Here is a 14,711-nt window from a genome sequence, read left to right as displayed (position 1 = left end):
GTTTCAGGTTTTGCGCTAGTTAAATAACTTTAAACCTGAAACCTGAAACCTTTTTTTTATCTTTGCTAAAATTACTATAAAATAATGGCATCAGAAGAGAAATCACTCAATTTTATTGAACAAATCATAGAGGAAGACGTAAAATCAGGTCTTTCAAATACTAAACTTCGCTTTCGTTTTCCACCAGAACCTAATGGTTATTTACACATTGGGCACGCGAGTTCTATTGCGTTAAATTTTGGTTTAGGAATTGATTATCAATCTCCTGTGAATTTACGTTTTGATGATACAAACCCTGAAAAAGAAGAACAGGAATTTGTTGATGCTATTAAAAAAGATGTAGAATGGCTAGGTTACAAATGGGCTGAAGAATGTTATGCATCAGATTATTTCCAACAATTATACGATTGGGCAGTTTTATTAATTAAAAAAGATAAAGCGTATGTTGACAGTCAATCTTCTGAAGAAATGGCGATCCAAAAAGGAACTCCAACAACTCCAGGAACTGACAGTCCATACAGAAATCGTTCTGTTGAAGAAAACTTAGATTTATTCGAAAGAATGAAAAATGGTGAATTTGAAGCTGGTACACATATTCTTCGTGCGAAAATTGACATGAAATCAACAAACATGTTAATGCGTGATCCTATCATGTACAGAATTTTACACAAACATCACCATAGAACTGGAGATGCTTGGAAAATCTATCCAATGTATGATTGGGCGCATGGACAAAGTGATTATTTAGAACAGATTTCTCACTCATTTTGTACACTAGAATTTTTGCCTCACCGTGAATTATACGATTGGTTTTTAGATCAAATTTTTGATGAAAATAAACTGCGTCCAAAACAAAGAGAGTTTGCAAGACGTAACTTATCACACACTGTTGTTAGTAAAAGAAAATTACAGCAACTAGTTAAGGAAAAGCATGTTAACGGTTGGGATGATCCAAGAATGTCAACAATTTCTGGGTTAAGAAGACGTGGTTATACAGCTGCTTCTTTACGTAATTTTGCCAATACAATTGGTATTGCAAAACGTGATAATTTAATCAATGTATCGGTTTTAGAATTCTGTATTCGTGAAGATTTGAACAAAATTGCACCTCGTGTAATGGCTGTTTTAGATCCTGTAAAATTGGTAATTACCAATTATCCAGAAGGAAAAGAGGAGTGGTTGGAAGCTGAAAATAATCAGGAAGATGAAAGTGCTGGTTTCAGAAAAGTGCCTTTTTCTCGTGAATTATACATTGAAAGAGAAGACTTTTTAGAAGAAGCTCCTGCTAAATTTTTTCGTTTGACTTTAGGAAAAGAAGTTCGTCTTAAAAATGCATATATCATTAAAGGTGAATCTGTTATAAAAGATGAAAACGGAAATATAACCGAAATTCATGTTACTTATGATACTGATTCTTTAAGCGGAAGCGGAACAGAAGCAAGCCAAAGAAAAGTATCTGGAACATTACATTGGGTTTCAATCAAACATGCATTGGAAGCAGAAGTTCGTTTATACGATCGTTTGTTTACAGATGAAGCACCGGACAGCTACAAAGAGAAAAATTTCTTAGATTTTGTGAATCCAAATTCGTTAGAAATTGTAACTGGATATGTTGAACCAAGTTTATCAACTGCTCAAAATGAAGATAAATTCCAGTTTCAACGTTTAGGATATTTTACTGTTGATAAAGATTCAACTCCTTCAAAATTAGTATTTAACAAGACTGTTGGATTGAAAGATGCTTGGGAAGAAAAAGGTAAAAAAGAAGAAAACAGCATCAATAACTCTTTAAAAGAAATCAACAAATATTTTAAAGTTGAAACTAAAGCTGAAAGAATTGCAATTGAAAGTGCGATAGGCGATAATATCAGAAACATCTCTAGTTTTTCTCTTTTACAAAATTCTTTGAAGAAAAATATCAACAATAATAAGGCTTCGCTGTTGTTTTCTCAGTTTATTTTGAAATATTCAAACTGGAAATCAACAGATTTTGAAGAAGAAGATATTAAGAAATTATATTCAATGTCTTTAAAAAGTGAATCGACTTATGTAAGATCAAAAGCACTTTTAAATTTAAGAGATATTGAAAGTGAAGATTTGAGAAATCAATTTTCTGACGAAATTTTAAAATTATATTCAAATCCACCAAAAAATGCTTCTGAAAGAGAAATAGAAATTCTTTCTGAAATGGTGAAGAAATAATATCAACTAAATTTATGAAAAGCGCTTTTATAAGCGCTTTTTTTTTATTATATATATTTACTATTGAAATTTAAAATATTATAACTTTTATAAATTAAAAACAACTTTCATAAATTGATTTTAAAAGAAAATAAAAAAATGCTGGATAAGGAATTCATTTTTTAAATTTTTATCTACCTAGAAGCTTTATTTTGATTTTTGTCTTTTTTAGCTCCTAATTTTTCGCATCAAACTTAATAATATAGTTTTAATTGATATTATTTATGTATTTAATTATATGTACTTATTATTTATAAAATCTATTATTTTTATAATTTTAATTTATTTTTTAGATAAAAAATGACTTTAATAAATTGTCTTTAAGCAAGCATAAAAAATAGTTGAATAGAGAAGACCTTTTTTTGTTTTTCATACCTTAAAATTCTTTATTTTAATTTTTTTGTTTTTCAGTTCTAGTTTCTTCTCAAAAAACTGAAATTAAAGTTTTTTCCTATTTTTTAAGTTTATAAATTCAATTTTTGTAATTATAAGTTTTGATTATTATTATAACAAAAAATTTAGATTATAATTATTATTTATAAAACTGACTATAGAAGTTAAAACTATAGTTTTTTGTTATTTTTTTAAGTCTTTGATAATTATAAATTTTTATTATTATTTTTTTTAATTTTTAGTTTTTAATTATTATTTATAAAAGTGATGTTAAATATAGAAATAATAGTTTTTATAAATTGATTTTAACCTTTATAAATTGATTTTAAGACGTTTTTTAAAGTGATTTGATAGATAACTCATTTTTTGAATTATTGTTTATCTAAAGTCTTTATTTTAATTTTTACTGTTATTTTAGTCAGTTTAACGGCTTGTTAACACACAATTGTTTATAAAGTTGCTATTTTTAACTCAATACCAAAAGTCAGAGATGATTTTTGTAAAAAATTAAAATTTGCCGTAAAGAATCTAAGTTGAAAATGTATTGTTTTTAGAAACTCGTAATTTTTATGACAATGGATTTTCAAAACTGATTTCCCAAAAAGACAATTTTATGTTCTCATTTTTATTATGATGCAATTTTGATAATATTTCCCGTAAAAGATATTTTTCAAATTATATTGTAATAACAAAATTCCATAATGTTGAATTTGAGTGAAAGTTTAGTTTTTAAATTTCAATTCTGACAATTTTTAATTTAAATCTAATTTATCATGAAAATTTTATATTTCGCAGTAGCACTATTATTTGCAAACGTAGCAATTTCACAAACACATCAAATTACAAAACACAATGGAGAACAGCTTGATGTAAATTTTATTAAAAACGAAAATGGTTTTGTTTATTATTCTTTAAATGGAAGTTCTGAACAAATCAAAATTAGCAAACATGCTGTTTCATCAATTACAAACAAGCAAACAAAACAAACTCAGAAAATTTCTGATAAAATAGTAGTTGATTCTAAAGACGATTACAAAATGGTAACTGTTCTTCCACAAGAAAAAACAATAGGACTGAAACAGGCAGCTAGTTTTACAGGAGTCTCAACAAGGACAAAAGGTGAACCGCCAATTGCAAATCAGAAACAGACTGCTATGAGAATCAAATCTAAATCGGCTTCAAATGGTTATCCTTTTGTTAGCATTGTCGAAAAAGCAGATGGTAAGTACGAAGCTGTAGCTTATGTGTATTAATAAGACTGTTAATTTTTTGTAAATTGCAATTTATCAAAGTTTTATCATTTTAAAAAAGAGTATCTTTATTAATAATTTTAAATTGTAACTACCATGTCTAAGAATTTAAATACAGCAGCAGCAATTTTAGCTGCAGCAGCTGCAGGAGCGGCGATCGGAATTTTATTTGCACCTGATAAAGGATCTAAAACTCGAGCAAAAATTAAAGAAGGTTTAGATGATGCAAGGCATAATTTGAAAGATTCTTTTGATGCAAGTTCAGAAGTTTTACGTGAAAAGTTTGCTCACGCAAAGAAAAACTTAGACGGAACGTATGAAGATTTACTTTCGAATATGAGTTACAAAACAGAAGAAGTGATCACTTTTTTAGAAAGTAAACTTGCTGAACTAAAAGCACATAACGCTAAACTTCAGAAATAATATTTTTATAAAGCACATTACTAGCTTATTTTTATAAGACAGTTTTGTGCTTTTTTATTAAAAAAAAATAGAATTTATGGCTTTTGAAGAATTAAAAGAAAACACTGAAAAAGTTCAAGATCAGGCTAAAGAATATATTGAAAGTCATTTAGCTTATTATAAACTTTGGGGGTTTAAGGTTGCAATGAAATCAACAACTTTAATCTTTAAGTTTACTTTGATTTTATTGTGTTTCAGTATGGTTATGATTTTTGGATCTTTTGCCGCAGCGTATGCTTTTGGTTCTTTGTTTGAAAGTAATGCTCTCGGATTTTTGACAGTAGGAGGGATCTATTTGGTTATAACTATTTTACTTTTCTTTGTAAAAGATAAAGTAGTAGAAGGGCCAATCTTGGAGAAATTTTCAGAAATCTTTTTTAATGATTAATTATGGAAAGAAAAAAATACTCTTCGTATGCTGAGATTGAAAGAGATCTGGAAATTTTGAAATTGGAAAAAGAAATCAATTATCAGAAATTGGTTTTAAGTTTTCAGAAAACCAAAGAAAGCATTACTCCGCAAAATATTGTAAATGGTTTTATTTCATCTTACACAGGTTATGTCAAAAAATCATTTCCAGAAATTTTGCAATCCGTTTTACCATTTATCATCAGTTGGTTTATAAATAGAAAAAGAGGCGATTAAGCCTCTTTTTGTTTTTCAATTATTGTTGAACATCTGGTTGAACGTCATCTTCGTAACCAGATTGTCTTGGTGTTTGTTTTGGTTTTTCAATTTTCTTATTTCCTTTTTTCATCATTTCGCCAACTTGGTTAGAAGCTGTAAAGGAAGCAACCATATTGTTTAACATGTCACTTCCAGCTTGTGGAGAATTTGGAAGAAGAATTAGGTTTGAATTTGTATCAGATCCAATAGATTGTAATGTATCATAATGCTGAGTAACTACAATTAGGGCAGAAGCTTCTTGAGAATTAATTCCAACTTGGTTTAAAACTTCAACACTTTCTACAAGACCTCTTGCAATTTCACGACGTTGATCTGCAATACCTTGACCTTGTAAACGTTTACTTTCTGCTTCGGCTTTTGCTTTTGCAACGATTCTAATTCTTGAACTTTCAGCTTCAAATTCTGCAGCAGTTTTTTCTCTATCTGCAGCATTGATTCTATTCATTGCATTTTTTACTTGAATGTCTGGATCAATATCAGTAACCAAAGTATTGATGATATCATATCCGTATGCAGACATTGCTTCGTTCAATTCGCGTTTTACTGCAACTGCAATATCATCTTTTCTTTCAAAAACATCATCCAATTTTAGTTTCGGAACTTCAGCACGAACCACATCAAATACATAAGAAGTAATTTGATCGTGTGGATATTCTAGTTTATAAAATGCTTCGTATACTTTTTCTTGTATTACTTTGAACTGAACCGAAACTTTCATTTTAATAAAAACGTTGTCTCTAGTTTTAGTTTCAATGATAACATCCAATTGCTGAATTTTAAGATTTACACGCCCGGCCAATCTATCAACCAACGGAATTTTAAGTTGTAATCCTGAATTTCTAACACTCTGAAATTTTCCAAATCGCTCGATAATAACAGACGATTGCTGTTTTACAGTAAAGAAAGACGACATAAAAATGAAGAATGCCAATACTAAAAAGATAATAAATGCTGTACTCATGGTTATTTAGTTTAATTTATGAATTTTGGTAAATTACGAAAATTCTTCTAAATTAAATTTTTTAAGCATTAAAAAAACGCTAAGAACATTTTGAAGATGTTACTTAGCGTTTGCTTTTTTTAAACCATTAAGGTATTAATATAATTAAGTCAAAACTTTGTCAAGACAATTAAGCTTTATGAACTTAAAAAACTTTCCTTTTTTTTACCATTAAGTTGGGCTTAATTTTTTTAATATCTTAATGGTAAATTTTTTTTTATAAAGTTGAAATCGCTTTCTGAATTCTAGAAATAGTTTCTTCTTTTCCAATAATTTCAACAATGTCAAATAGGTGAGGACCTTTTAAAGCTCCAACCAAACTTAAACGGAAAGGTTGCATTACTTTCCCCATTCCGATTTCGTTTTTGGTTAACCAATCTTTGACAACTGCTTCAATATTTGCAGAAGTAAAATCTTCAATATTTTCTAAAACAGAAATCAATTCCTGCATTAAAGTTGGAGTTTCTTCTTTCCAGTTTTTGCTTGCTTTTTCATCGTATGATGTTGGAGATTGGAAAAAGAAATCAGTTAAATCCCAAAATTCTGATACAAAGTTTGCTCTTTCTTTTACAAGTGAAACAATGCGAGTTGTCACTTCGAGCGGAGTCGAGAAGCCTTTTTCTTCTAAAATAGAAGAGAAGGTTTTCGCTAAATCTGCATCATTTTGTTTTACTAAATATTGGTGGTTGAACCATTTGTTTTTCTCAGGATCAAATTTTGCTCCAGCTTTGTGAACTCTGTTCAAGTCAAAAGATTGAGCTAATTCTTCTAAAGAAAATAATTCTTTATCAGTTCCGTCATTCCATCCTAAAAGAGCAAGGAAGTTTACAACTGCTTCTGGGAAAAATCCCTTTTCTCTATAACCAGATGAAACACCTTCTTCAGTTTTCCATTCTAATGGAAATACTGGAAATCCCATTTTATCTCCGTCTCTTTTTGATAATTTTCCATTTCCAACTGGTTTCAAAATCAAAGGTAAATGTGCAAATTCTGGAGCTTCCCAACCAAATGCTTTGTATAATAAAACGTGAAGTGGCATAGAAGGCAACCATTCTTCACCACGAATTACATGTGAAGTTTCCATCAAATGATCATCGACAATATTCGCTAAATGATACGTTGGCATTCCGTCACTTTTGAACAAAACTTTATCATCCAAAAGATTCGTTTCAAACTTAACATCACCACGAATGATATCTTTCAAATGTAAAGTTTTATCAACAGGAGTTTTAAAACGGATCACGTAATGTTCTCCATTGGCAATTCTTTTCGCAGTTTCTTCAGCAGAAATTACCAAAGAAGTATCTAACTTTTCACGATTGTGATGATTGTAAATAAATGTTTTTCCTTCAGCTTCGTGTTGTTTTCTATGTGCATCCAAAGCTTCAGGAGTATCAAAAGCGTAATATGCCCAACCAGAATTGATCAGTTGATTTGCATATTGCTGGTACAAATCTTTACGTTCGCTTTGTCTGTACGGACCAAATTTTTCATTTTTCCCAACTGTTTCTTCAGGAGCAATTCCTAACCATTCAAGAGCTTCCATAATGTAAGCTTCTGCACCTGGAACAAAACGAGTCTGATCTGTATCTTCAATTCTCAGATAAAAAACACCGTTATGTTTTTTTGCAAATAAATAATTAAATAAGGCAGTACGAACTCCGCCAATATGTAACGGTCCAGTCGGACTTGGTGCAAAACGCACACGAACTTGCTTTGACATTTGTTTAAATTTTGTTGCAAAGATACGTTTTATGATTTTAGATTTCAGAATGTTGATTTTAGATTTTAAAGTCTTAGAACCTTAGTGTCTTAGTAACTTAGAATCTAAAAAGGTATTATTATAATTACTACTTTTATAGGTTATAATTAAAACAGATTTATTTTGAAAACATCATCTGCTATATATCAAAAGTTAGAAGCTTTCATTAAGAAATATTATACCAACGAATTGATAAAAGGGATATTACTTTTTACTGGTTTTGGGTTATTTTATTTTCTATTTACGCTTTTTGTAGAGTATTTTCTTTGGCTAAAACCTATAGGAAGAACGTTTCTATTTTGGATATTTATTGCAGTTGAAGTTTTCCTTTTGGTACGTTTAATTATGTTTCCATTGTTTAAATTATTTAAACTTCAAAAGGGAATTGATTATACTCAAGCTTCAAAAATCATTGGAAATCATTTCACAGAAGTTAGCGATAAGCTGACAAACTTTTTGCAATTGTCTTCAGAAAATAATGCTGAAAGTTCAGAATTGGTTTTGGCTTCGATAGAACAAAAGGCTAATTCTTTACAGCCAATTCCATTTGGAAATGCGATTAATTTTAAAGCTAACAAAAAATATTTGCCATTAGCTTTAGTTCCAATTTTGCTTTTTGCTGTGTTTTATATTTCTGGAAATAGCAATGTAATTTCTCAAAGTTTGAATAGAGTAGTGCATTTCAACTCAGCATTTTTGCCACCAGCTCCATTTAAATTTGTGGTTTTGAATTCTAATTTGCAAGCAGAACAAAACAAAGATTTCGTGATCAAAATGGAATCTGTTGGAAACGTTGTTCCAGAAAATGTGATGATTCATATTGGTGATGAAAGCTATTTTATGGAATCTTCTCAACCTGGAAAGTTTGAATTTAAAATTGAAAAACCTGTTGAAAATGTTCCCTTTTCTTTTGAAGGAAATAATGTAGTTTCAGAAGAATATGAATTGAAAGTAATCACAGTTCCATCCATTGCAAACTTCGAAATGGTTTTAAATTTTCCATCTTATCTGAAGAAAAAATCAGAGACGATTCAAGGAACTGGAAACGCTATTGTACCAGAAGGAACAACTGTAACCTGGAAAATGAATACCAAATCTACCCAAGAAGTAGTATGGAAAAGAGATAATGAAGTATTTAAGTTCAATAAGGCAGAAAATGAGTTTAAATTGGCTAAAAATATAAGTCAAAATACCGAATATCAAATACTTACGTCTAATAATAAGGTTAAAAACTACGAAAAACTAGACTACCAGCTGTCTGTTATCAAAGATCAGTTTCCAACCATCAATGTAGGCGCTGCACCAGACAGTTTGAAGCTAGATAAGAACTATATTTTAGGAAGATTGGGTGATGATTACGGACTTTCGAAATTGCAAATTGTGTATTACGAACGTAACAAACCTCAATCTGCAAAGCGTGGAAATATTCCTGTGAAGGCTGGCGTATTTGATCAGTTTGTTTTTAATTTTCCAAGCAACCTTCCAGTAGAAGAAGGGGTTTCATATGAATACTATTTTGAAGTATTTGACAACGATGCACCACATGGATTTAAGTCTACAAAGTCTTCTATATTTTCAGATCGTGTAGCAACAACAGATGAAATTCAGGATCAGGAATTGCAACAGCAAAATCAAAACATCAATAGTTTATCTAAATCTTTGAAGAACCAAACGAAGCAGATTTCAGAAATGGATAAGCTTCAGAATACAGGAAAAGAAAAAGATAATTTAGAGTTTAAAGATCAGCAGAAGATCAATGATTTTATCAAACGTCAGAAACAACAAGACGAAATGATGAAACAGTTTTCTGAGAAAATGAATCAGAATCTAGATAAGTTTAAAGATGATAAGAAAGATAAAACTGCTGAAGATTTACAAAAGCGTTTGGATAATGCACAGAAAGATTTAGAAAAGAATCAGAAATTATTGGATGAATTAAAGAACTTAAACGATAAATTAAATAGTGAAGAACTGTTTGATAAGATGGAAAAGTTTAAACAAATCAGTAAAAACCAATCTCGTAATTTAGAACAATTGGTCGAGCTAACCAAACGTTTTTATGTTTCAAAGAAAGCAGAGCAGGTTGCTGAGAAACTAAACAAACTGTCAGAACAACAGGAACAGTTATCTAATAAAGAGAAAGAAAATACTAAAGAGAAGCAGGATGAAATCAATAAATCCTTTGAAAAGATTCAAGAAGATTTAAAAGATTTGAAAGAAGAAAATAAGACTTTAAAGAAACCTTTGGACATTCCATCTGATGCTTCCAAAGAGAAAGATGTAGACAATGACTTGAATAAAGCTTCTGAGGAATTGAGTAAAAAGAATACATCTGGAGCTAAACCAAAACAGAAGAGTGCGGCTAAGAAAATGAAGTCTATGGCTCAGGAAATGCAGAGCGAAATGGAACGTGGAGAACAGGAACAATTGGAAGAAGATGTTGTAATGCTTCGTCAGATTCTAGATAATCTTTTAGCGTATTCTTTATCACAAGAGGATGTGATGAAACAGTTTAAAGCAATGAAATTAGGTTCTTCTACATTCACAAAAAACATTAAGATTCAGCAGAATTTGAAACAGCAATTTAGACATGTTGATGATAGTTTGTTTGCACTTTCATTACGTAATCCAAAGGTAGCAGAAGACGTTACCAAGGAAATTGGAAACGTACAATACAACATGGACAAGGCTATAGAAACCTTAACCGATGTTCAAATTCCAAGAGGAGTTTCGCACCAGCAATATGCAGTTTCATCAGCAAATAAGTTAGCCGATTTCTTAAGTGATTTATTGAATAACATGCAGATGTCTATGCCTAAACCGGGAGCAGGAAAACCTAAACCAGGAGACGGACAAGGAATGCAGTTACCAGATATTATTCAGAAACAAAAAGGTCTTGCTGATAAAATGAAAGAAGGAATGAAACCTGGACAGCAACCCGGAGATAAACCTGGAGAGGGTAAAGATGGGAAGTCTGGACAAGGACAAAACGGACAGGGTAAAGATGGTCAGGGCAAGGAAGGGCAAGGAAATAAAAGTGGCGATAAAGGTACTTCTGGTAAAGATGGAAAGAATGGAAAAGGGGAGAAGAATGGTAATGAAGGAGAAGATGGAGAAGGTGACGCAGAAGCTATAATGGAAATTTATAGAGAGCAAGTTAAGCTTCGTGAAGCACTACAAAAAGAATTAGCGAAGAAAGGTTTAGATGCTCAAGGCAGATCTATTATTGATCAAATGAAACAATCTGAAAAGCAGATTTTGAATAAAGGATTTAAGAATGAGAACCTGCAACGTATTCTTAATATCCAGCAAGAATTATGGAAATTGAACAATGCAGTTCAGCAACAAGGACAAGATACACAAAGACAATCTGAAACAAATAAAGCAGAATTTACAAATCGTTCAAATGCTTTACCAAGTTCGCTATTGGAATATTTAAACAGTGTAGAGATATTAAACAGACAATCACTACCTTTGCGCTCGAATTTTAATCAAAAAGTTCAAGAATACTTTAATACAAAATGATAAATTTTAATTACGAAACAGATTTTGCTTTAGGAGACGAGAAGGCTTTTAGTGACTGGTTAAGTGCTGTAATTGTTTCTGAAAACAAGAATGAAGGAGAGATCAATTATATATTTTGTGATGATGAATATCTTCATAAAATCAATGTTGAATATCTAGATCATGACACTCTTACTGATATTATCAGTTTTGATTATACAGTTGGTAACGAGTTAAATGGAGATATTTTTGTTTCTGTAGAGCGAGTTGCTGATAATGCAAAAGACTTCAATGTTTCATTTGCTGAAGAACTCAAAAGGGTACTATCTCATGGTATACTACATTACTGTGGGTATAAAGATAAGACGGATGAAGATGCTCAATTAATGAGAGCTAAGGAAGAGGAGAAGATGAAGATGTTTCACGTGGAACAGTAATTAAACATCTTAAAGAAGATATATGTTCCACGTGAAACGTTTTAAATTTAAATTTTTACAACGTTCCACGTGAAACATATTTAGAAATTATAAGTAAAAATAATAACGTTCCACGTGGAACGTTATATAGAAAATTAAAATGAAAGATTAAAACGTTTCACGTGGAACGTTTTTTAGATTTTGAATTTAAAGAATAAAACGTGATGTTTCACGTGAAACATTATTTAGTTTTGAGTTGCAAGTTGTGTTTTGAAGTTTGTAATTGTTTTATGTGAAACGTTTTGATTTTGAAAGCTCTGTTTAGAAGTTTAGAATGGAAGTTTTTTAAAATGTTTCAAGTGAAATATTTTGAAGATTTTAATTTGAAGATTTTAGTTTGAAGATTTTAGTTTGAAGATTTTAGTTTGAAGATTTCAGTTTGAAGATTTTAGTTTGAAGTTTTCAGTTTGAAGATTCCAGTTTGAAGATTCCAGTTTGAAGATTCCAGTTTGAAGATTCCAGTTTGAAGATTCCAGTTTGAAGATTCCAGTTTGAAGATTCTAGTTTTGGAATTTGGAATTTGGAATTTCAAAAAATGAAGATTAAATGATTTCGTTCCACGTGGAACAAGAAAAATATAAAAGTAATTCTAGAAACCACGTTAGCGGTTTTTGGAGAATAACAAAACAAAATGTTTTTAGAAGAATACGATGTTATTGTGGTTGGTGCAGGCCATGCTGGTTCTGAAGCTGCAGCTGCGGCTGCAAATTTGGGATCGAAAACTTTATTGGTTACAATGAGTTTGCAAAACATAGCACAGATGTCTTGTAATCCTGCAATGGGTGGAATTGCAAAAGGACAGATCGTTCGTGAAATTGATGCGCTTGGTGGATATTCAGGAATTGTTTCTGATAAGACTGCGATTCAGTTTAAGATGTTGAACAAATCAAAAGGACCAGCAATGTGGTCGCCAAGAGTTCAAAGTGATAGAATGCGTTTTGCAGAAGAATGGAGAATGATGTTGGAGGCGACTCCAAATCTTGATTTTTATCAAGAGATGGTAAAAGGGTTGATAATCGAAGATGGAAAGATTAAAGGAATTAGAACTTCGCTTGGTGTGGAGATTCGTTCCAAATCTGTGGTTTTGACAAATGGTACTTTTTTGAATGGTTTAATTCATATTGGTGAAAAACAATTTGGAGGAGGTAGAGCAGGAGAAAGTGCTGCAACTGGAATTACCGAAGATTTGATTAAAGCAGGTTTTGAAGCTGGAAGAATGAAAACAGGAACGCCACCTCGAGTAGATGGACGTTCTTTAGATTATTCTAAAATGAATGAAGAAAAGGGAGATGTAAAGCCAGCTAAGTTTTCTTATTCAGATGTGACTTCTCCGCTAACGCATCAGCGTTCTTGTTACATGACGTACACTTCGTTGAACGTTCATGATATTTTGAGAGAAGGTTTTGATCGTTCTCCAATGTTCAACGGAAGAATTAAAAGTTTAGGACCAAGATACTGTCCATCGATTGAAGATAAAATAAATCGTTTTGCAGATAAAGAGCGTCACCAATTATTTGTTGAGCCAGAAGGATGGAATACTTGCGAAGTTTACGTAAATGGATTTTCAACTTCACTTCCAGAAGATATCCAGTTCAAAGCGCTTCGTTCTGTAGCAGGTTTTGAAAATGTAAAATTCTTTAGACCTGGTTATGCAATCGAATATGATTTCTTTCCGCCGACACAATTGAAACATACTTTGGAAACAAAGTTAGTTGAAGGATTATATTTTGCAGGACAGATTAACGGAACTACGGGTTACGAAGAAGCAGCTTCTCAAGGTTTGATGGCTGGAATAAATGCACACTTGAAAGTACACGAAAAAGATCCTTTGATTTTAAAACGTGATGAAGCGTACATCGGAGTTTTAATTGATGACTTGATTACGAAAGGAACTGAAGAGCCATATCGTATGTTTACATCGAGAGCAGAATATAGAACATTGTTGCGTCAAGATAATGCCGATTTCAGATTGACTCCAATGTCATATGAAATTGGTTTAGCTTCTGAAGATCGTTTACGAAGAATGGAAAAGAAATTGAACGAATCTGAAAAGATGGTTCAATTCTTCAAAGAAACTAGTGTTACGATTGCAGAAACAAATCCGATTTTGGAAGCAAAAGAATCTGCGCCAATTTCTCAGGGAGATAAAATGTTCAAGATTTTCTCTCGTCCGCAAATTGAATTAGAAGATATGCTGAAGTTTGAAAAGGTTGAAGCCTATATCAAAGAAAATGATTTGGATGAAGAAATTGTGGAGCAAGCCGTAATTCAGGTAAAATATTCTGGTTATATCGAAAAAGAAAGAAATAATGCAGATAAATTAAATCGTTTGGAAGAAGTAAAAATTCCAGACAATTTCGATTATAATAAAATTAAATCAATGTCGATTGAGGCAAAACAGAAATTAAGCAAGATTCGTCCTGTAACTATTTCTCAAGCTTCAAGAATAAGCGGAGTATCACCAAGTGATATTTCCGTGCTTTTGATTTATATGGGAAGGTAAAAAGTTTGGAGTCTTAGTTTTCAGCTTCCAGTTTTTACTGAGACTGTAAACTGGGACTATAAACTTTTAAATGTTCCACGTGAAACTATAATGCTTTTAGTTTTTTATTTCAGAATCGAGAATAAATCTAGAATCTAAAGTCTGAAATCTTAAATTGTTTCTGTTCCACGTGAAACCTTTTGCTGAAACAAGAATGATTTTTTTGAAATAGTTTGAATTATTAGCCGTTTCAGATGGAAAGAAAATCAGATTTGAAAGGATATTATTTTGCAAAGAGGCTGAATAAAGTAGATTTGCAATTGTATTGAATTATCAATTTTGAAGAAATCAAAAAGAGTTTAGAAGAATAAAAGAAAAAACAAAAATCCTAAAAGCGATAAAATTTCGTTTTTAGGATTTGCTATAAATTAAACCCAAATATCTATAAATTTAA

General features: G+C 31.1%; 11 protein-coding genes. 8 read left to right on the top strand and 3 right to left on the bottom strand.

Features of this window, described 5'->3' with window-relative positions:
- The first annotated feature begins 84 nt into the window (after window positions 1-84).
- The 5 genes from FF52_RS11910 (at window position 85) to FF52_RS11890 (ending at window position 4,991) form a co-directional block, all read left to right on the top strand.
- A complete protein-coding gene (locus tag FF52_RS11910) occupies window positions 85-2,202 on the top strand; it encodes a glutamine--tRNA ligase/YqeY domain fusion protein (protein ID WP_008465778.1) in 2,118 nt (705 codons plus the stop codon).
- 1,205 nt (window positions 2,203-3,407) lie between these two features.
- Complete coding sequence (locus FF52_RS11905) at window positions 3,408-3,887, top strand: hypothetical protein (RefSeq protein WP_008465775.1); 480 nt, start codon at window positions 3,408-3,410, stop codon at window positions 3,885-3,887.
- A 93-nt stretch (window positions 3,888-3,980) separates the two neighbouring features.
- On the top strand, window positions 3,981-4,307 hold the full coding sequence (locus FF52_RS11900; RefSeq protein ID WP_008465774.1) for a YtxH domain-containing protein: 327 nt from the start codon (window positions 3,981-3,983) through the stop codon (window positions 4,305-4,307).
- A gap of 76 nt (window positions 4,308-4,383) precedes the next feature.
- Window positions 4,384-4,734, top strand: a complete 351-nt coding sequence (locus FF52_RS11895; RefSeq protein WP_008465772.1) for a hypothetical protein — start codon at window positions 4,384-4,386, stop codon at window positions 4,732-4,734.
- Between the two features lie 2 nt (window positions 4,735-4,736).
- Window positions 4,737-4,991: a DUF6327 family protein gene (locus tag FF52_RS11890; RefSeq protein ID WP_008465770.1), complete on the top strand. Its 255-nt coding sequence runs from the start codon at window positions 4,737-4,739 to the stop codon at window positions 4,989-4,991.
- 19 nt (window positions 4,992-5,010) lie between these two features.
- Here the strand turns inward: FF52_RS11890 and FF52_RS11885 are convergent, their stop codons facing one another.
- Both FF52_RS11885 and gltX read right to left on the bottom strand, forming a co-directional pair.
- Window positions 5,011-5,994 carry an SPFH domain-containing protein gene (locus FF52_RS11885; protein ID WP_008465767.1) on the bottom strand — a complete coding sequence of 328 codons (984 nt, stop codon included), beginning with the start codon at window positions 5,992-5,994 and terminating at the stop codon, window positions 5,011-5,013.
- A gap of 256 nt (window positions 5,995-6,250) precedes the next feature.
- Window positions 6,251-7,756, bottom strand: a complete 1,506-nt coding sequence (gene gltX / locus FF52_RS11880; protein ID WP_008465765.1) for a glutamate--tRNA ligase — start codon at window positions 7,754-7,756, stop codon at window positions 6,251-6,253.
- A 162-nt stretch (window positions 7,757-7,918) separates the two neighbouring features.
- On the opposite strand from gltX, the gene FF52_RS11875 reads away from it, so the two are divergent.
- Window positions 7,919-11,320: a DUF4175 family protein gene (locus FF52_RS11875; protein ID WP_008465761.1), complete on the top strand. Its 3,402-nt coding sequence runs from the start codon at window positions 7,919-7,921 to the stop codon at window positions 11,318-11,320.
- Window positions 11,317-11,736: an rRNA maturation RNase YbeY gene (ybeY, locus tag FF52_RS11870; RefSeq protein ID WP_008465759.1), complete on the top strand. Its 420-nt coding sequence runs from the start codon at window positions 11,317-11,319 to the stop codon at window positions 11,734-11,736. The genes FF52_RS11875 and ybeY overlap by 4 nt, the downstream gene beginning before the upstream one ends.
- A gap of 427 nt (window positions 11,737-12,163) precedes the next feature.
- Here ybeY and FF52_RS23535 read toward each other — a convergent pair whose 3' ends face one another.
- The gene (locus FF52_RS23535) at window positions 12,164-12,307 is read right to left on the bottom strand and encodes an N-acetylmuramoyl-L-alanine amidase (protein ID WP_085949275.1); all 144 of its coding nucleotides are present in this window, start codon (window positions 12,305-12,307) and stop codon (window positions 12,164-12,166) included.
- A gap of 99 nt (window positions 12,308-12,406) precedes the next feature.
- Between FF52_RS23535 and mnmG the strand changes: the two genes are divergently transcribed.
- Entirely contained in the window at window positions 12,407-14,278 is a 1,872-nt protein-coding gene (gene mnmG, locus FF52_RS11865; RefSeq protein WP_008465757.1) for a tRNA uridine-5-carboxymethylaminomethyl(34) synthesis enzyme MnmG, read from the top strand.
- Window positions 14,279-14,711 lie beyond the last annotated feature (433 nt).

Origin of the sequence: Flavobacterium sp. F52, from assembly GCF_000278705.1 — a bacterium.
GTDB lineage: Bacteria > Bacteroidota > Bacteroidia > Flavobacteriales > Flavobacteriaceae > Flavobacterium > Flavobacterium anhuiense.
Note: the sequence above shows the minus strand (reverse complement) of the source record. Positions and strands in the feature narration are given on the sequence as shown.